The sequence below is a fragment of the Azospira sp. MPR-E4 genome (assembly GCF_058809645.1).
Genome location: NZ_JBXAST010000002.1, coordinates 148,085 through 166,889, shown reverse-complemented (window position 1 = coordinate 166,889; position 18,805 = coordinate 148,085). Strand labels below are relative to the sequence as shown.

The 18,805-nt window shown below is 65.1% G+C and carries 15 protein-coding genes; 3 read left to right on the top strand and 12 right to left on the bottom strand.

Going from position 1 to position 18,805, the window contains the following annotated elements; translation table 11 throughout:
• Nucleotides 1-108: 108 nt before the first annotated feature.
• From AC1RTA_RS01540 to AC1RTA_RS01520, 5 genes are read right to left on the bottom strand one after another with little or no spacing between them, the layout of a single operon-like run.
• Entirely contained in the window at nt 109-1,437 is a 1,329-nt protein-coding gene (locus tag AC1RTA_RS01540; RefSeq protein WP_014236215.1) for an ABC transporter substrate-binding protein, read from the bottom strand.
• Nucleotides 1,438-1,492: 55 nt separating this feature from the next.
• A complete protein-coding gene (locus tag AC1RTA_RS01535; RefSeq protein WP_014236214.1) occupies nt 1,493-2,560 on the bottom strand; it encodes a branched-chain amino acid ABC transporter permease in 1,068 nt (355 codons plus the stop codon).
• 15 nt (nt 2,561-2,575) lie between these two features.
• A complete protein-coding gene (locus tag AC1RTA_RS01530; protein ID WP_014236213.1) occupies nt 2,576-3,469 on the bottom strand; it encodes a branched-chain amino acid ABC transporter permease in 894 nt (297 codons plus the stop codon).
• A 15-nt stretch (nt 3,470-3,484) separates the two neighbouring features.
• Entirely contained in the window at nt 3,485-4,285 is an 801-nt protein-coding gene (locus AC1RTA_RS01525; RefSeq protein ID WP_130459446.1) for an ABC transporter ATP-binding protein, read from the bottom strand.
• 18 nt (nt 4,286-4,303) lie between these two features.
• On the bottom strand, nt 4,304-6,283 hold the full coding sequence (locus AC1RTA_RS01520) for an AMP-dependent synthetase/ligase (protein ID WP_205231266.1): 1,980 nt from the start codon (nt 6,281-6,283) through the stop codon (nt 4,304-4,306).
• Nucleotides 6,284-6,537: 254 nt separating this feature from the next.
• On the opposite strand from AC1RTA_RS01520, the gene AC1RTA_RS01515 reads away from it, so the two are divergent.
• Nucleotides 6,538-7,212, top strand: coding sequence for a Crp/Fnr family transcriptional regulator (locus AC1RTA_RS01515; protein WP_014236210.1), 675 nt, complete (start codon nt 6,538-6,540; stop codon nt 7,210-7,212).
• A 38-nt stretch (nt 7,213-7,250) separates the two neighbouring features.
• On the top strand, nt 7,251-7,943 hold the full coding sequence (locus AC1RTA_RS01510; protein WP_130459448.1) for a nitroreductase: 693 nt from the start codon (nt 7,251-7,253) through the stop codon (nt 7,941-7,943).
• 358 nt (nt 7,944-8,301) lie between these two features.
• Here the strand turns inward: AC1RTA_RS01510 and icmF are convergent, their stop codons facing one another.
• Nucleotides 8,302-11,583, bottom strand: a complete 3,282-nt coding sequence (icmF, locus tag AC1RTA_RS01505) for a fused isobutyryl-CoA mutase/GTPase IcmF (RefSeq protein WP_205231264.1) — start codon at nt 11,581-11,583, stop codon at nt 8,302-8,304.
• A 64-nt stretch (nt 11,584-11,647) separates the two neighbouring features.
• Nucleotides 11,648-12,109, bottom strand: coding sequence for a PaaI family thioesterase (locus AC1RTA_RS01500; RefSeq protein WP_014236207.1), 462 nt, complete (start codon nt 12,107-12,109; stop codon nt 11,648-11,650).
• Between the two features lie 146 nt (nt 12,110-12,255).
• On the opposite strand from AC1RTA_RS01500, the gene AC1RTA_RS01495 reads away from it, so the two are divergent.
• Complete coding sequence (locus AC1RTA_RS01495) at nt 12,256-13,341, top strand: AraC family transcriptional regulator (RefSeq protein ID WP_492783788.1); 1,086 nt, start codon at nt 12,256-12,258, stop codon at nt 13,339-13,341.
• On the opposite strand, the gene AC1RTA_RS01490 is transcribed toward AC1RTA_RS01495, so the two are convergent.
• The 5 genes from AC1RTA_RS01490 to AC1RTA_RS01470 form a co-directional block, all read right to left on the bottom strand.
• Nucleotides 13,332-14,339, bottom strand: coding sequence for a hypothetical protein (locus AC1RTA_RS01490; RefSeq protein ID WP_492783787.1), 1,008 nt, complete (start codon nt 14,337-14,339; stop codon nt 13,332-13,334). The genes AC1RTA_RS01495 and AC1RTA_RS01490 overlap by 10 nt on opposite strands.
• 81 nt (nt 14,340-14,420) lie before the next feature.
• Nucleotides 14,421-16,247 carry a glutamine--fructose-6-phosphate transaminase (isomerizing) gene (glmS, locus tag AC1RTA_RS01485; RefSeq protein ID WP_492783786.1) on the bottom strand — a complete coding sequence of 609 codons (1,827 nt, stop codon included), beginning with the start codon at nt 16,245-16,247 and terminating at the stop codon, nt 14,421-14,423.
• A gap of 3 nt (nt 16,248-16,250) precedes the next feature.
• Nucleotides 16,251-16,559 carry a hypothetical protein gene (locus AC1RTA_RS01480; protein ID WP_014236203.1) on the bottom strand — a complete coding sequence of 103 codons (309 nt, stop codon included), beginning with the start codon at nt 16,557-16,559 and terminating at the stop codon, nt 16,251-16,253.
• Nucleotides 16,560-16,568: 9 nt separating this feature from the next.
• Nucleotides 16,569-17,927, bottom strand: coding sequence for a bifunctional UDP-N-acetylglucosamine diphosphorylase/glucosamine-1-phosphate N-acetyltransferase GlmU (gene glmU / locus AC1RTA_RS01475; RefSeq protein WP_492783785.1), 1,359 nt, complete (start codon nt 17,925-17,927; stop codon nt 16,569-16,571).
• A gap of 57 nt (nt 17,928-17,984) precedes the next feature.
• Nucleotides 17,985-18,674 (bottom strand): YEATS-associated helix-containing protein, encoded by a 690-nt coding sequence (locus AC1RTA_RS01470; protein WP_492783784.1) that lies wholly within the window; start codon nt 18,672-18,674, stop codon nt 17,985-17,987.
• Nucleotides 18,675-18,805 lie beyond the last annotated feature (131 nt).

The following is an 18,805-nucleotide window of genomic DNA, read 5'->3' as shown; positions in this document are numbered from 1 at the left end:
CGCTGTCGTCGGCGCGAAAGAGCAGGGCCATGATCAGGCCGATGCCGATGGCGAACGTCAGGGACAACAGCAGCCGGCCCCGTCCCGGGCTCAGGTCGCTAGGGCGCCTCAGCCTTCCTTGCTGCAGTCACGCGGGGTGATGCCCTTTTCCTTGGCGTACTTGCCGGCGGATTCCTCGATCATGGGACGGACCATGTCCTTATCCGCATCGACCCAGTCGGAAACCACCTTCCAGGCCTTGCCGTCCCACTGCTGGAACTTCACCTTGCCGGAACCTTCGTGGTCGGCGCAGGTGATGGTCAGGTCGGGCATGAAGCCTTCGGCTCCCAGTTCCTTGAGGCGCTTGGCATCGATCTGCAGATGCTCGAAGCCCCAGCGGGCCTGCTCGGCGGTAAGGGGCTTACCCTTGCCGAACTTCTCCTGGGCGACGCGGATGGCTTCCACGGTGATGATGCCGTGCACCACGCCCCGGTTGTAATAGACGGAGCCGACCCGGGACTTGTCTTCCATGTTGCCCTTGTTCTTCTTGTAGACGTTGTCCTGGATCGCCTTCACCACCGGGTAGTTGGTGCCGGCCACGTTGAAGCCGGCGGCGGTGAAGCCCTTGGCGGCATCGCCGGCGGGCACGGTGTCTTCCTCGGCACCGGACCACCACACGCCCACCATCTTCTCCCGCGGGAAGCCGGTCTTGGCGGCAGCCTTGAGGGCGGTCGGGTTCATCACGCCCCAGCCCCACAGGATCACCCAGTCGGGACGCTCCTGGCGGATGGTCAGCCACTGGGACTGCTGCTCGTTGCCCGGGTGGGCCACGGGGATGGTCTTCAGGTTGAAGCCGTGCTTGGCAGCCTGTTTCTCCAGCACCGGGATGCCTTCCTTGCCGAAGGCGGAGTCATGGTAGAGATAGACGATCTTCTTGCCCTTGAGCTTGTCCAGGCCGCCTTCCTTCTGGCCGATGTACTTGACCATGCCGGTGGCCTGGGACCAGTAGGTGGTGATCATGGGGAAGACCCAGGGGAAGACCCGGCCGTCAGCCGCGTCGGTACGGCCGTAGCCGATGGTCACCATGGGGATCTTGTCCTGGGCCACCTTGTCCAGCACCGAGTAGGTGATGCCGGTGGACAGGGGCTGGAAGGTGGTGTTGCCGGTGGCGCCCTTCTTCTTCAGCCGCTCGTAGCACTCCACGCCGCGGGCGTTGTTGTACTCGGTCTCGCATTCTTCCCAGGTCAGCTTGACGCCGTTGATGCCGCCGTCCCGCTCGTTGACCAGGGTCATGTAGTCGATCCAGCCGCCGTAGATGCCGGAGCCGCCGGCCGCATAGGGACCGACCCGGTAGGAAGGCAGGCCGATGAACTGTTCCTTGGCCTGAGCCAGGACGGAACCGGAAACCGCTGCGGAAGCTACCGCGGCAGCGAACAGGGCGATGGTTTTCACTTTCATTGTCTTGTCTCCTCTACTGATTATGTGGGTGCTGCTTTGACTTCCAATGCCTGGGTTAGTGGGGGAAAGGCCACAGACGCAGCTTTTCCTTGCCGATCTGCCACAGTCTCGCCAGGCCGTGGGGCTCGACGATGAGGAAGAAGATGATGAGCCCGCCGAAAACCATCAGCTGCAGGTTGGAGCTGATGCTGGGGGGCAGGAGGCCGGTGAGGAAATCCTGGATCAGCACGTCCAGGAAAATCGGCAGCAGCACGATGAAGGCCGCGCCGAGGAAGGAGCCCATGATGGAGCCCACCCCGCCGATGATGATCATGAACAGGATCTTGAAGGACAGGTCCAGGTTGAAACCTTCCGGCTCCACCGTGCCCAGGTAGGCATAGGCGTAGAGGGCGCCGGCGACACCGCAGTAGAAGGAGCTGATGGCGAAGGCCAGAAGCTTGGTGTGCATGATGCGGATGCCGATCACCTCGGCCGCCACGTCCATGTCCCGCACCGCCATCCAGGCCCGGCCGACGGAGCTGCGCACCATGTTCTTGGCCGCCAGTGCCATCACCGCCACGATGGTCAGCACCAGCAGGTAGAGGGAAATGGGCGTGTCGAAGCGGTAGCCGAGAATCTGGATCTCCTGGGCGGTGATGACGCCGGAGGAGGAATCCATGGAGAACCAGCCGAACTTGGTCAGGGCCCAGACGATGAAGAACTGGGCCGCCAGGGTCGCCACCGCCAGGTAGAAGCCCTTGATGCGCAGGGAGGGCAGGCCGAAGAGAATGCCCACGGCCGCCGCCGAGAGGCCACCGCCAACGAAGGCCAGCAGCACCGGCATGCCCTCGATGCGGCCCATGAAGTTGTAGGCGGCGAAGGCCCCCACCGCCATGAAGGCGGCGGAGCCCAGGGACAGCTGGCCGGCGTAGCCGGTGAGGATGTTGAGGCCCAGGGCCGCCAGGGAAAAGATGAGGAAGGGGATCAGGATGGCCTTGATCCAGTATTCGCTCGCCACCATGGGCACCACCAGGGCCGCCACCACCAGGATCAGGCCGATGGCGATACGGTCCTGGCGGATGGGGAAGATCTGCTGGTCGGCAGCGTAGCTGGTCTTGAATTGTCCGGCTTCACGGTAAAGCATGGTTTTATCCTCTCCTTAAACCCGGTCGATGTGCTTCTCGCCGAACAGGCCTTCGGGCCGGATCAGCAGGAAGGCGAGGGCCATCACATAGGGGAACCAGGAGTCGATGCCGCCGCCCACATAGCCCCCCAGATACACTTCCGCCAGCTTCTCGGTGGAACCGATGATGAGGCCGCCGACGATGGCGCCGGGGACCGAGGTGAAGCCGCCGAGAATCAATACCGGCAAGGCTTTCAGGGCGGTGAAGGTGAGCGCGAACTGGACCCCGTTGCGGGCGCCCCAGAGCAGGCCCGCCACCAGGGCGACGAAGCCGGCCACGGCCCAGACGATGCGCCAGATGTTCTGCAGCGGGATGCCGATGGAGAGGGCCGCCTGGTGGTCATCCGCCACGGCCCGCAGGGCGCGGCCCACCCGGGTGTATTGGAAGAACAGGGCCAGCAGGGTGACCAGGGCCGCGGCAACGCCGGCGGCGAAGAGGTCGAAGCTGGAAACCAGGATGCCCGCCTTGTCCATGATCCACTCGATGGGCTCGTCCTGGATGCCCAGGTCCAGGCCGCGCACGGTGGAGCCCCAGATGCCCTGGGCCAGGCCTTCGACGAAGAAGGTGAGGCCGATGGTGGCCATAAACAGGGTGATGTGGGGCTGGTTCACCAGGGGCCGCAGGACGATGCGCTCGGTGGCGATGCCCAGCAGCACCATGGCGCCGAAGGCCAGGATCAGGGCCAGCCAGAAGGGCGCCCCCATTTCCTGGAAGCCGACGAAGGTCAGGGCGGCGAAGAAGACCATGGCGCCCTGGGCGAAATTGAAGACGCCGGAGGCCTTGTAGATCATGACGAAGCCCAGGGCCACGAAGGAATACATCACCCCCGAGAGCAGGCCGCCGATCAGCACTTCGAAAAAGAATTGCATGTTCCGTTCCTCCTTTTAGTGGGCCACGCCCAGGTAGGCGGAAATCACCTCCTGGTTGTTGCGCACATCGTCAGGCGTGCCGTCGCCGATCTTCTTGCCGTAATCCAGGACCACCACCCGGTCGGAGATGTCCATCACCACGCCCATGTCGTGCTCGATGAGGACGATGGTGGTGCCGAACTGGTCGTTCACATCCAGGATGAAGCGGCACATGTCCTGTTTCTCTTCCACGTTCATGCCGGCCATGGGCTCGTCCAGCAGCAGCAGGGAAGGCTCGGCGGCCAGGGCCCGGCCCAGCTCCACCCGCTTCTGCAGGCCGTAGGGCAGGCGCCCCACCGGGGTCTTGCGGATGTGCTGGATTTCCAGGAAGTCGATGACCTCCTCCACCTTCTCCCGGTGGGCCAGCTCTTCCTTCTGGGCCCGCCCCAGGTACAGGGCCTGCTCCAGAAAGCCGCACTTCATCTTGGTGATGCGCCCGGTCATGATGTTGTCGAGCACGCTCATGCCCTTGAACAGGGCGATGTTCTGGAAGGTGCGGGCGATGCCCTGGGTGGCCGCCATGTGGGGCTCCATCTTCTTGCGCTCTTCGCCGTGGAAGACGATGCGGCCTTCCTGGGGGTGGTACACCCCGTTGATGACGTTGAGCATGGAGCTCTTGCCGGCGCCGTTGGGGCCGATGATGGCGCGGATCTCGTGTTCCTTCACGTTGAAGGAAATGTCGGTGAGGGCCTTCACCCCGCCGAAGCGCAGGGAGATGTTCTGCAGGTCGAGGATCACCTCGCCGACCCGGCGCCCATTCTGGTTTTGTTCGCTCATGAAACGCTCCGTTCGGGATTAGGCGGCCTGGCGCACCACGGGGAAGGTCTTGGCATCGCGGATCACCAGATCCGCCGCCACCTTGCCGACGCGGCCGTCTTCGAATTTCACCTGGGTCTCGATGAACTGGGATGTCTTGCCTGCATAGAAGGCGTCGATCAGCACCGCGTACTTTTCCGAGACGAAGTTGCGCCGCACCTTGCGGGTCCGGGTCAGTTCGTCGTCGTCCGGGTCCAGTTCCTTGTGCAGGATGAGGAAGCGGTGGATCTGGGAGTCGGCCAGCATGCCGTCGTGCACCAGCTGGGCATTGACCTCCTCGACGCACTCCTGGATCAGGTTGTACACGTCGGGCTTGGCGGCCAGGTCGGTGTAGCCGGAGTAGGAGATGCCGCGGCGCTCGGCCCAGTTGCCGACGGCGCCCATGTCGATGTTGATGAAGGCACACACCTGCTCGCGGCCGTTGCCGAAGGCCACTGCCTCCTTCACGTACTGGAAGAACTTGAGCTTGTTCTCGATGTAGTTGGGGGCAAACATGGCGCCGTTGGCCATCTTGCCCACGTCCTTGGCCCGGTCGATGATCTTCAGGTGGCCGTCCTCGTCGAAGAAGCCCGCATCGCCGGTCATGAAGTAGCCCTCGCCGTTGATGGCCTCGGCGGTGGCATCGGGACGCTGGTAGTACTCCTTGAGCAGCATGGGCCCCTTGACCAGGATCTCGCCGTTGTCGGCGATCTTCACCTCCACCCCGGGAGCCGGCTTGCCGACGGAATCCAGCTTGATCTGACCGTCGGGCTGCAGGCAGACGTAGGCGCAGGTCTCGGTCTGGCCGTAGAGCTGCTTCAGGTTCACGCCGATGGAGCGGTAGAAACGGAACAGGTCCGGACCGATGGCAGCGCCGGCGGTGTAGGCGACGCGGATGCGGCTCATGCCCAGGACGTTCTTGAGGGGCCCGATCACCAGCAGGTTGGCCACGGCGTAGGCCAGCCGGTCGCTGCCGGAAACGGGCTTGCCGTCCAGGATCTCGGCTCCGCAGCGCTTGGCCACGTCCATGGCCCAGGCGAACAGCTTGCGCTTGATGGCGCCGGCGTCCTCCATGCGGATCATCACCTGGGTCAGCAGGTTCTCGAACACCCGGGGCGGGGCGAAGTAGTAGGTGGGACCGATCTCCCGCAGGTCGGTCATCACCGTGTCGCCGGACTCGGGACAGTTGATGGTGAAGCCGGCCACCAGGGCCTGGGCGAAGGAGAACAGGTGGTCGCCGACCCAGGCCATGGGCAGGTAGGAGAGGATGTCCTCGTCCTGCGTCAGCTGGTCGAACTGGCAACCGCCCTTGGCGGCGGCGATGAAGGCCTGGTGGGCCAGGCAGACGCCCTTGGGCTTGCCGGTGGTACCCGAGGTGTAGAGCATGACGCCGGTGTCGGTGGTGACGCCCTGCTCGATCTCCCGCTCGAGGAAATCGGGATGGTTCTGGTGGTGGATGCGGCCCATGGCCATGACGGCTTCGATGTCATGGATGAAGGGCTGGTTGTAGTGGCGCATGCCCCGGGGATCGTCGTAGATGATGTGGTCCAGCTGGGGCAGCTGCTCCCGCACTTCGAGCAGCTTGTCCACCTGTTCCTGGTCCTCGACGATGGCGAAGCGGATGCCCGCATCCTGGAGCACGAACAGCATCTCGTTGGCCACCGCGTCCTGGTACAGGGGCACCGGCACGCCGCCGAGGCTCTGCACCGCCGCCATGGTCATGTACAGGCGCGGACGGTTGTCGCCGATGATGGCCAGGTTGTCGCCGCGCTTGAAGCCCAGTTCGGCCAGGCCGCAGGCCAGGGCCCGGACGTTCTCGGCCACCTCGGCCCAGGTCCAGGTCTGCCAGATGCCGAGATGTTTCTCGCGCATGGCGGGGTGCTGGCCCCGCACCTGGGCATGGTGAAAGAGCAGGCGCGGGAAGGTCTCACCCGTCAGATTACGGGTGTGCGCCGCCTGGGAAGAAGCCACTTCCGGCATAACATCTCCTCCATTGTTATCCCCGCATAACCGATGCCGGCTTGCGGTTTTGTCCGGCCCTTCCCTGATGGGAAATTCCGGGTTCTGCTTCGGTGTTGGAACGGGGCTCCGGTCTTCCCGGTAACCCTGCTCCGGCTTGTCTCCTCCACCCTGGTCGAACACCTCATCGAGGAGGGTCGCCGGCTGGCATTTGGTCTCAATTTAGCGACGCGTCATGGCTATAATTGTCGTCGACCTGACAATTGGCTAAATAAATGCTGACGCTCTCCGAGTTGTTGCACAGCACCACCTGGGGCAGGGAACTGACTGGCGAGGAATTCGCCCGAATCGAGGCCGGCACTTTTGTGCGCCGCATTCCGGCGGGAGGATTCGTCTGTTACAAGGGTGAGCCCGTGGATTACTGGCTCGGGGTCATCGACGGCCTGGTGAAAATCGCCAGCCACGGGGTCACCGGCAAGACCGCCACCTTCACCGGGGTGCCCGCCGGCGGCTGGTTCGGCGAGGGCTCCATGCTCAAGAACGAGCCCCGCCGCTACGACGTGGTGGCCCTGCGCGACTCCCAGGTGGCCTGCATGAGCCGCACCACCTTCCAGTGGCTGCTGGACCACAGCATTCCCTTCAACCGCTTCCTGCTCAACCAGCTCAACGAGCGTCTCGGCCAGTTCATCGGCCGGGTGGAAATGGACCGGCTGCTGGAAACCGACGCCCGCATCGCCCGCTGCGTCGCCTCCCTTTTCAATCCCGTGCTCTACCCGGGCATCGGGCCCCAGTTGCAGATTTCCCAGGAGGAAATCGGCTACCTGGCCGGGGTCTCCCGGCAGCGGGCCAACCAGGCCCTCAAGCTGCTGGAGGAGCACGGCCTGCTGCGGGTCGAGTATGGCGGCGTCACCGTCATCGACCTGGAAGGACTGCGCCGCTTCGGCGCCTGATTCGCTTCACCCCACACTGAGAGAGACAAGGAAAATCCATGACCACCGATCGCCAACGCCTCGTCGATGAAACCATCGATTCCCGTCGTTCCGTGCGGGCCTTCCTGCCCACGCCGGTGCCCCGGGAGACCCTGGAGGAGATCCTGCGCATCGCCTCCCGCGCCCCTTCCGGCACCAATGTGCAGCCGTGGAAGGTGTACGTGCTGACCGGCAACGCCAAGGACCAGCTGTCCCAGAAAATACTCGCCGCCTACAACGATCCGGAAGAGGCCCAGACCCATACCGAGGAATATCCCTACTACCCGGCCAAGTGGGTCTCCCCCTACATCGACCGCCGGCGCAAGGTGGGCCTGGATCTCTACGGCCTGCTCGACATCAAGAAGGGCGACGCCGCCCGCATGCATGCTCAGCACGGTCGCAACTACACCTTCTTCGATGCGCCGGTGGGCCTCATCTTCACCATCGACCGCATCATGCAGCAGGGCAGCTGGTTCGATTACGGCATGTTCGTGCAGACCATCATGCTGGCCGCCCGGGCCCGGGGCCTGGACACCTGCCCCCAGGCCGCCTTCACCCAGTTCCACCGCATCATCGGCGAACAGCTGAACCTGCCGGAAAACGAGATGGTGGTGTGCGGCATGGCCCTGGGCTATGCGGACGAAAGCAAGCCGGAGAACAAGCTGCGCACCGAGCGCGCGCCCCTGGAAGAGTGGGTGCGTTTCTGCGACTAAGGCAGAGCGCGGCGGCGGACTGACATCCCCGCCACAAGAAAGAAAGGACGCCGACCTGCAGGGCCCATGGCCCGGGGCCGGCGTTTTTGTTGCCACCTGGCGATGGCACCGTCATAGCCCAGTATCCGCCTGACTCTCAGGCCAGACAGGCTCAGAAATGCCGTCCCTTCTGCCTCCCGGCAGGGGCGAAAAAAAACCGGGCACCAGGCCCGGTTCGCAAACACAGCAGAGGTTCTTCTTGGAGCCGGCCTGCCCTGGGGCAATGCCGGCGCTGTCTCCTTTTTCTCCTTTGGTTTATTCCTTGTTACGAGGCCGGCCCAGGCGGCCCGCCTGGGCCGCGGCTGCCCCGGCCGGGGCCTTACATGCTGCGCCGGTACTGGCCGCCCACCTCGTAGAGGGCACCGGTGATCTGGCCCAGGGAGCAGACCCGCACCGCCTCCACCAGCACGGCGAAGACGTTGCCGTTCTCGATCACCGTCTGCTTCAGCTTGGCCAGCATGGCCGGCGCCTTGTCGGCATTGCGCTGGTGGAAGTCCTTGAGGCGGGCGATCTGGGACTGCTTCTCCTCTTCGGTGGAACGGGCCAGCTCGATCTCCACCTGGGCGCTGCCCTTGGGATTCAAGAAGGTGTTCACGCCGATGATGGGGTAGGAGCCGTCGTGCTTCTTGTGCTCGTAGTAGAGCGACTCTTCCTGGATCTTGCCGCGCTGGTAGCCGGTTTCCATGGCACCGAGGACGCCGCCGCGGGAGGCGATGGCCTCGAACTCCTTGAGTACGGCCTCTTCCACCAGGTCGGTCAGCTCGTCGATGATGAAGGCGCCCTGGTTGGGGTTCTCGTTCTTGGCGACACCCCATTCCCGGTTGATGATGAGCTGGATGGCCATAGCGCGGCGCACCGACTCTTCGGTCGGGGTGGTGATGGCCTCGTCGTAGGCGTTGGTGTGCAGGGAGTTGCAGTTGTCGTAGATGGCGATGAGAGCCTGCAGCGTGGTGCGGATGTCGTTGAAGTCCATCTCCTGGGCGTGCAGGGAACGGCCGGAAGTCTGGATGTGGTACTTCAGCTTCTGGCTGCGTTCGTTGGCGCCGTACTTGTTCTTCATAGCCACGGCCCAGATGCGGCGGGCCACCCGGCCGATGACGGAGTATTCCGGGTCCATGCCGTTGGAGAAGAAGAAGGACAGGTTGGGGGCAAAGTCATCGATGTGCATGCCCCGGGCCAGGTAGGACTCCACGTAGGTGAAGCCGTTGGCCAGGGTGAAGGCCAGCTGGGAGATGGGGTTCGCGCCGGCTTCGGCGATGTGGTAACCGGAGATGGAGACCGAGTAGAAGTTCTGCACCTGGTTGTGCACGAAGAACTCCTGGATGTCGCCCATCATCTTCAGGGCGAACTCGGTGGAGAAGATGCAGGTGTTCTGGCCCTGGTCTTCCTTGAGGATGTCGGCCTGCACCGTGCCGCGCACGGAGGACAGCACCCACTCGCGGATCTTCTCGGCTTCGTCTTCCGTGGGTTCGCGGCCGTTGTCGGCACGGAACTTGTCCAGTTGCTGGTCGATGGCGGTGTTGAAGAAGCAGGCCAGGATGATCGGCGCCGGACCGTTGATGGTCATGGAGACGGAGGTGGTGGGGCAGACCAGGTCGAAGCCCGAGTACAGCACCTTCATGTCGTCCAGGGTGGCGATGGAAACGCCGGAGTTGCCGATCTTGCCGTAGATGTCGGGACGCACATCCGGGTCACAGCCGTACAGGGTGACGGAGTCGAAGGCGGTGGATAGGCGGTGGGCCGGCATGCCTTCGGAGACCTTTTTGAAGCGGCGGTTGGTGCGGAAGGCATCGCCCTCGCCGGCAAACATGCGGGTGGGGTCCTCACCCTCGCGCTTGAAGGCAAAGACGCCGGCGGTGTAGGGGAAGGAGCCGGGGACGTTTTCCTTCATCAGGAAACGCAGGGTCTCGCCGTCGTCGGTGAAGCGGGGCAGCACCACCTTCTTGATCTTGGTCCCGGAAAGGGACTCGGAGACCAGCTTGGTGCGGATTTCCTTGTCGCGGATTTTCACCACGTACTCGTCGCCGGAATAGGCCTTGACCGTGTCGGGCCACATGTCGAGCAGTTTCTTGGCCTTGGCGTCCAGCTCGCTTTCCTTGCAGGCGATGAGCTCGTCGAACTTGGGCAGGGCGGCCTTGGCAGCCTCGTCGTAGCTGTTGAAGAGGTCCTTGGAAATGCGCAGGGACTGGCGCTCCCGGGCGATCTTCACCTGCTCTTCGGTATGCTTGTGGTAGGCGCGCAGGGTGTCGGCGATCTCGGCCAGGTAACGGGTGCGCTCCACCGGCACGATGGCGCGGCCGCGGGAGGATTCCTTCACCGTCACCACGGGCAGCTTGCCGGCCTTGGCCTTGAGGCCGAACTCCACCAGCTTGGGCAGGATGGCCTGGTACAGGGCGGTGACACCGTCGTCGTTGAAGCGGGCGGCCATGGTGCCGAACACGGGCATTTCGTCGGGGGACTGGGTGAACAGCTCCCGGTTGCGCTGGTACTGCTTGCGCACGTCGCGCAGGGCATCTTCGGCGCCCTTGCGGTCGAACTTGTTGATGGCGACGAAATCGGCGAAGTCCAGCATGTCGATCTTCTCGAGCTGGGAGGCAGCGCCGAACTCGGGAGTCATGACGTAGAGGGAGGCATCCACCAAAGGCACGATGGCGGCGTCGCCCTGGCCGATGCCGGAGGTCTCGACGATGATCAGGTCGAAGCCGGAAAGCTTGCAGGCGGCGATGACCTCGGGCAGGGCGGCGGAAATCTCGGAACCGGTCTCCCGGGTGGCCAGGGAGCGCATGAAGATGTTGGGATGCTCGATGGCATTCATGCGGATGCGGTCACCCAGCAGGGCGCCGCCGGTGCGCTTGCGGGAGGGGTCGATGGAGATGATGGCCAGCTTCAGGCCGTCTTCCTGGTCCAGGCGGAAGCGGCGCACCAGCTCGTCGGTGAGGGAGGACTTGCCGGCACCGCCAGTGCCGGTGATGCCCAGGGTCGGGGTGGTGGCCACCAGGGCGGCGGCTTCGACGATCTGCTTGCGCAGGCCTTCGGGGTAGGCGCCGTTTTCCAGGGCGGAGACGATGCGGGCCAGGGCGCGGCGGTTGCCGGACTGCAGGGCCGCCATGACTTCCTCGGGCTTCTGGGGCGCCAGGGTGGTGAGATTGTAGTCGGACTGCTCCACCACGTCGTTGATCATGCCCTGCAGGCCCAGGTGCTGGCCGTCTTCCGGCGAATAGATGCGGGTCACGCCGTATTCGTGCAGTTCCTTGATCTCGGAGGGCACGATGACGCCGCCGCCGCCGCCGAAGACCTTGATGTTCTCGCCGCCGTTTTCCTTCAGCAGGTCGATCATGTACTTGAAGAACTCGACGTGGCCGCCCTGGTAGGAGGTGATGGCGATGCCCTGCACGTCTTCCTGCAGGGCCGCATTGACGATGTCGCCGACGGAACGGTTGTGGCCCAGGTGGATCACCTCGGAGCCGGTGGACTGCAGGATGCGCCGCATGATGTTGATGGAGGCGTCATGGCCGTCGAAGAGGGAGGCGGCGGTGATGAAGCGCACCTTGTTCTTCGGCTTGTAGGGGACGATTTTCTTGGCGATGGAGAGGTCGGTCATGATGTCGCTCCAATAGGCGGATGGGATGGAGCCGGCGTAACGGCCGGCGCAGGGTTCGGGAGTATCAGGCGCCGAAGTCGTCGGGCATCTGCAGGGCCACCACTTCGCCGCTGGCCGTGGCCACGCCTTCAGCATAGACGGTGGATTCGATCACCACCTTGCGGCCCTTGATTTCCTTGACGCGGCCGCGGATCTCCAGGGTCACGCCCAGGGGGGTGGGTTTCAGGTACTTGACCAGCAGGGAGCCGGTGACGAAGCGGAACGGGGGCAGGCTGTCCATTTCCCGGCCTTCGGCCCGGTACATGGCGGCCGCGGCGGTGCCGGTGCTGTGGCAGTCGATCAGGGAAGCCAGCAGGCCGCCATAGACGAAGCCGGGCACGGCGGTGTGGTAAGGCTCGGGGGTGTAGCGGGTGACGCTCTCCTCCCCTTCCCAGAAAGTCTTGATGCGGTGGCCGTGGTCGTTGCGGCTGCCGCAGCCGTAGCAGTGGGCCACGCTCTCCGGGTAGTAATCCTGAAAGGCTTTCATGGGCAGACCGGCTTTCTCGACGTTTTTCTAAGAATGGCGACATCTTAAAAAGTCCGCCGGCCCAGGGCCATTGCCCGCCATGCCGCAAATCGTGCAAAATCCGCCAATATGGAAGTTCAACCAATTCACGGTGTTGCAGGGCAGCAATGAGCAACCCTGACAAAATCGCCAGCTCCCTGCCCCGCCCCCGGGCCACCGTGGCCATGGGCTTCGTCCAGGGCATGCTGGCCGGGGTCACGGCCCGCGGCGGCGATGCCGGCCCCCTGCTGGAGCGGGCCGGCATCGGCCGGGAGGTGCTGCACCGGCCGGATGTGCGGGTGCCGGTGGAGCGTTACGCCGCCCTCTACAACCTGCTCATCGCCGAACTCGGCGACGAGGGTTTTGCCCTTTTTTCCACGCCCCTGCCGCCGGGCACCTTCGAATTCCTCTGCCGCAGCGTCATCAGCGCACCGACCCTGGGCGAGGCCCTGCAACGCAGCACCCGCTTCCTGGGGCTGGTGCTGCATGATCTGTCGGTGCATCTGGAAAGCGGGAGCGCCGGTCTGGCCCTGCTGCGCATCCGGGAGGAGCGCCCCCTGGCCGTCGGCCGGGTCTTTGCCTTTGAATGGCTACTGCGCCTGCTGCACGGCCTGGCCTCCTGGCTGGCGGGACGCAGCATCGTCCTGGAGCGGGTCCAGTTCCCCTACCCGCGCCCGGCCCATGCGGACGACTATGCGCTGATCTACACCGCCCAGTCGGACTTTGCCGCCGATTCCCTGGCCGCCAGCTTCTCCGCCACCCTGCTGGATCTGCCCATCCGCCGCGACGAGGCGGCCCTGGCCAGTTTTCTTGAAGGCTCCCCGGGCAAGATCACCACCCTCTACCGGCGGGACCGGGAAATGGTGCTGCGGGTGCGCGACATCCTGCGCGCGGCCCTGCCGGAACTGCCCGATCTGGACGGCGTCGCCCGCCAGCTCAACCTGTCGCCCCGCACCCTGCACCGGCGCCTGGAGGAGGAAGGCTCCAGCTTCCGCGCCATCAAGGATGCCCTGCGCCGGGACCTGGCCCTGTCGCGCCTGACCAAGACCAGCCAGCCCCTGGGCCAGATTGCCGCCGACCTGGGCTTTGCCGACCCCTCGGCCTTCTTCCGCGCCTTCGTCTCCTGGACCGGCACCTCGCCCAGCCAGTACCGCAAGCGCCTGCGGGCCCAGAAGGAGCGCCCCGGCAACGGCCAGGAACCGTCTCAGGCCTGAGTGTTCACCGTGGCGCCGGCCACGGCGGCAACTGCGGCACCGGCATCGCCCATGCCGCCCACGTCGATATAGACCTGGGGCACACTGGCGACGCCGTCGCCTCCCTGCCCCATCAACTGGTCCAGCTTGGCCATGCTTTCCTGGATGCTGCGCACATCCTTGTCCTGCTGTCCGAGTTTCTGCTTGAGCAGGGCGGCAACAGCCTTGAGCACCTTGCGCACCTCTTCCAGGGCCTTGCGCAAAGCCTTGTCCGCATCGGACTGGCCGCCGCTCCTGACCCCCTCCGTGGCGCCCCGGCTTTCGCCGGCTCTCTTGTCTTCGGTCTTTTCCTCCGGATCGGCAGCTACCGCGGCCGCAGCTTCCGCTTCGGCTTCTGCACCGGCTCCGCTGGCTGCCGCGGCCGACTCATCGGCCGCCCCTGCCTCTGCGCTGTCGGCCTCGTCACCGCCCGTATCGGCCTGGGCCTCTGCCGCAGTCGCCTGGGCCACGGCGCTCTGGGCCGATCCATCTGCCGTCCCCTGGGCCCCATCGCTGCCGACACTGGTGGTTTGACTGGCGGAACTGTCCGAACTGCTCACGGACAGATTGGCCGACGCGCCGGAACCGCCGCTGTTGCCGCCCAGATTGCCGGCCAGGGAAGCCAGTTCCTTGGCGATGCTGCGGACCTGCCGGGCTAGCGCCTTGGCCTGTTCCGGCGTCGCCCCGATCAGCATGGACTTGAGCATTTCCAGACGCTTCTTCAGCATCTCGGCCTTGTCGGCCGCCGCCTGCTTGCGGGTCTCCTGGGCCGACGGCATGGAGCGCAGCTGTTGCAGCAAACTGTTCATCTGCCGCGCCCGCTCTGATTGTCGCTTGGCCTGCTCGTCTTCCTTGGGCGAGAGGATGGACTGTGCCAGGGCTTTGGCACTTTCCCTCGCCTCGTCCGCCCCTCCCTGTCGTTCGCTGCGCTTGGCGGAAGCGGCAGACGCGGTCGTCCAGCTAAGGGAAGTGATTTTCATGGGATATCGCCGGCGAAGAACACATGGAATGTTAACGGCAATATGCCGGCCGACTTGACCCAAGCCGGCCGGCGGTGGGAATTACTCCACCGTCACCGACTTGGCCAGGTTGCGCGGCTTGTCCACATCGGTGCCCTTGACCAGGGCTGCGTGGTAGGACAACAGTTGCAGGGGAATGACGTGGAGGATGGGGGAGAGGCGGCCGTAGTGTTCCGGCAGGCGCAGGATATGCACCCCTTCCGACTCGGCGATTTCCGAATCCGCATCGGCGAAAACGTACAGCTCGCCGCCCCGGGCCTTCACTTCCTGCAGGTTGGACTTGAGCTTCTCCAGCAGCACGTCATTGGGCGCCACGGCGATGACCGGCATGTCCTTGTCCACCAGGGCCAGGGGCCCGTGCTTCAGCTCACCGGCCGGATAGGCCTCGGCGTGGATGTAGGAAATTTCCTTGAGCTTGAGGGCCCCTTCCAGGGCGATGGGGTAATGGATGCCGCGACCGAGGAAAAGGGCATGCTGCTTCATGGCGAAGCGCTCGGCCCAGGCCTTGATCTGGGGCTCCAGTTCCAGGGCCCTGCCGATGGCGGCGGGCAGGTGGCGCAGGGCCTGCAGCTGGATAGCCTCCTCGGTATCGGAGAGACGCCCCTTGAGCTTGGCCAGCACCAGGGTCAGCAGGAACAGGGCTGCCAGCTGGGTGGTGAAGGCCTTGGTGGAAGCCACGCCGATTTCCGGACCGGCACGGGTGATGAAACGCAGGGCGCATTCGCGCACGATGGCCGACTCGGGCACGTTGCACAGGGCCAGGGTGCGGTGGTGGCCCAGGGCCTTGGCATGGCGCAGGGCGGCCAGGGTGTCCGCGGTCTCGCCGGACTGGGAAATGGCGATGACCAGCTGGTCCGCCTGGGGCACGGATTCCCGGTAGCGGTATTCGCTGGCCGTTTCCACGGTGCAGGGAATGCCGGCCACGGCTTCGAGCCAGTAGCGGGCGGCCATGCCGGCATGGCTGGAAGTGCCGCAGGCCAGGATCAGCACCGAGGTGGCGCCGCCCAGCAGGGTTTCCGCTTCGGCCCCGAAGAGGCCGGCCTGCAGGCTCTTGGCGCCGCCCACCATTTCCAGGGTGTTGGCCAGGGCGTCGGGCTGCTCGAAGATTTCCTTCTGCATGTAGTGGCGGAAGCGGCCCAGTTCCACCGCGTCCGCCGACAGGCTGGAGAGGGCCACCGGCCGCTCCACCGGCGTGCCGTCGGCCCGGGCGACGCGCCAGCTTTCGGGACGCAGTTCGGCCACGTCGCCGTTTTCCAGATAGACGATGCGACGGGTCACCTGCAGCAGGGCGGAGGCATCCGAGGCCGCATAGTTGCCCTGCTCGCCGACACCCAGGAGCAGGGGCGAACCTTCCCGGGCGACGATGACCCGGCCCGGTTCGTCTTCCTTGACCACGGCGATGGCATAGGCGCCCTGGAGGCGCTGCACCGTGCGGCAGACGGCCCGGAACAAATCAGGCTCGCTCTTCAGGGTGTGGTGGATCAGGTGGGCGATGGTTTCCGTATCGGTCTCGGAGGAGAAGCTATAGCCCAGGGCCGACAGTTCGGCCCGCAGGGACTCGTAGTTCTCGATGATGCCGTTGTGCACCACCGCCAGACCTTCGGAGATGTGGGGATGGGCGTTGCGCTCGGAAGGCACGCCATGGGTGGCCCAGCGGGTGTGGGCGATGCCGGTCTCGCTGGTGGCTCCGGTGCTGTCGGCCTGGGCCGCCAGTTCGGCCACCCGGCCGACGCTGCGCAGGCGTTGCAGGCCGCCGTTGAGGATGGCCAGGCCGGCGGAGTCGTAACCCCGGTACTCCAGCTTGCGCAGGCCTTCCAGGAGGATGGGAACAATGTTGTTGCGTGCTGCCGCCGCGACGATGCCGCACATGGCTCAGCTCCCCGCCATTTCCAGGGCCCGCTTGGCGAACCAGGGACCCAGGCCGTAGAGGCCGCCCATGGCCAGGGCCATCAGCACGGTGCCGGCCACCAGCTGTTTGCCGGCCTTGGCGCAATCGGCCCAGTGCTTCCAGCAGAAATAGAGGGGCCCCAGCACCGGCACCAGCAGGGCACAGGCGCCCCAGCGCCAGCCGTGGGCGAAGGAGGCGGGAATGGTGTCGATGTAACCCACCAGGAGCAGCATGCCGCCGCCGGCCACGGCCAGGGCGACGGTCAGTACGTAAAGGGTGAAATAGGCATCCATGGAACTTCCTTACTTTTTGACTTTTTCGGGGCGTTTCCAGCCGGCCAGGCTGACCTGGCGGGCGCGGGAAACGGTGAGGGAATCGGCGGGGGCGTCCTTGGTCAGGGTGGTGCCGGCCCCCAGGGTGGCACCGCGGCCCACGGTGACCGGGGCCACCAGCTGGGAGTCGGAACCGATGAAGGCATCGTCCTCGATGACGGTGCGGTGCTTGTTGGCGCCGTCGTAGTTGCAGGTGATGGTGCCGGCACCGATGTTGACCCGCTGGCCCACGGTGGCATCGCCCACGTAGGCCAGGTGGTTGGCCTTGGAACCGGGGCCGAGAATGCTGTTCTTCAGTTCGACGAAATTGCCCACATGGGCCTCGGCCCCCAGCTCGGTACCCGGCCGCAGGCGGGCGTAGGGACCGACGATGGCATCGGGTCCGACGACAGCCCCTTCCAGGTGGCTGAAGGCGGCAATGCGGGCGCCGGCCTTGACCGTGACGTTCTTCAGGACGCAGTAGGGGCCGATATCCACGGCTTCCTCCAGCACCACCTCGCCTTCGAAGACGCAGCCCACGTCGATGGTCACGTCGCGGCCGCAGCGGAGCTGGCCGCGCACGTCGAGCCGGGCCGGGTCGGCCAGGCGCACGCCCTGCTCCAGCAGGCCGTGGGCCAGGCGCAACTGATAGACCCGCTCCAGCTCGGCCAGCTGCACCTTGCTATTGACCCCGGCCACCTCCCATTCGCCTTCCGGCTGGGCTGTATGCACCGGCACCCCGTCCGCCACCGCCAGGGCCACCACGTCGGTCAGGTAGTACTCGCCCTGGGCATTGTCGTTGGAGAGGCGGGACAGCCAGTCCTGCAGGCGGGCCGTGGGCAAAGCCATGATGCCCGTGTTGGTTTCCCTTACCTGGCGCTCGGCCGGAGTGGCGTCCTTTTCCTCGACGATGCGCTGCACCCGGCCGGCGCTGTCGCGGATGATGCGCCCGTAGCCCTTGGGATTTTCCAGATCCACCGTCAATACCGCCAGGCCGTCGCCGGCGGCCTGCACCAGCCGCTGCAGGGTGGCGGCCTGGATCAGGGGCACATCGCCGTAAAGCACCAGGGTCATGCCCTCGCCATCCAGCAGGGGCAGGGCCTGCATCACCGCGTGGCCGGTGCCCAGTTGGGGTTCCTGCACGGCACAGGCCACATCGGCTGCAGCCAGGGCGCTGCGCACCACTTCGCCGCCGTGGCCCACTACCAGGCAGATACGGGACTGGCCCAGATGGCGGGCGGTATCCAGGACGTGGGCAGCCAGGGCCTTGCCGGCAATGGGATGAAGCACCTTGGGCAGATGGGAATGCATGCGCTTTCCCTGGCCGGCGGCGAGGATGACGATATTCATGGGACTTTTCCGCGATACAGAAGCGACACGGCCGCCGGGGCGGCCATGGGGAGGGGATCAGGCGCTCTTCTTCTCTTCCTGGCCGGAGAGGATGTCGCCGAGGAGCTGTTTGCCCTTGTTGGAAACAAACCAGTGCAGCACGTTCTTTTCGTTGATGCGGGTTTCGATGATGCCGAGGTTTTTCAGCACGGTCAGACGCTGGCTGATCAGTTCCCGGCCCAGACCGGTCTTCTCGGCCAGGCCGGCCAGATTGCCGTACACGTAGTTCTCTTCGGCAATGGCGCGCACCAGTTCGACGTCGTTGTAGGACAGGGCTTCCTTCGGCAGTTCCTTGACCACGGCTTCCTGGGCTTCCGGGACCGCCCCCGGCTTGCGCTCCTGCAACTGGCGCACGTCGTCCTTGACCAGGTCGAGCTGGGACAGCAGCTTGTTGGCCATGTTTTCGAACAGACGGCGGGAAGCCACCACATAGAGCAGGCAGAAGCCGGCCAGGACGAAGAAATCCACCGGACGGGTGCGGGCCCCCTCGAGCAGATTGCTGGAAATCATGTTGAGGAAAAGAGGCACGGTCAGGGCAGCCACCATGCCCAGCACCGGATACTTCAGCCACTCGCGCACCTCGGACTCGACCAGCCGGTCACGCAGGAAAAAGTTGGCGATGCCACCGAGAATGCCGGCGACGACGAGGATGCCGAGGATGATCAGGAGATGCCCGTCGAGGGCACCGAAAGTTTGGCTTACTTGCATCGCTTTTTGCAGTTCCATGTCCATGGGGCCTCCCGTCCCGCGCAGACCGTAATATGCCACAGGGGAATACCCCTGCAAAACAAAACCCCGCCACGGGGGCGGGGTTTTTTGTCGAGCCGTTTTCCGGATGC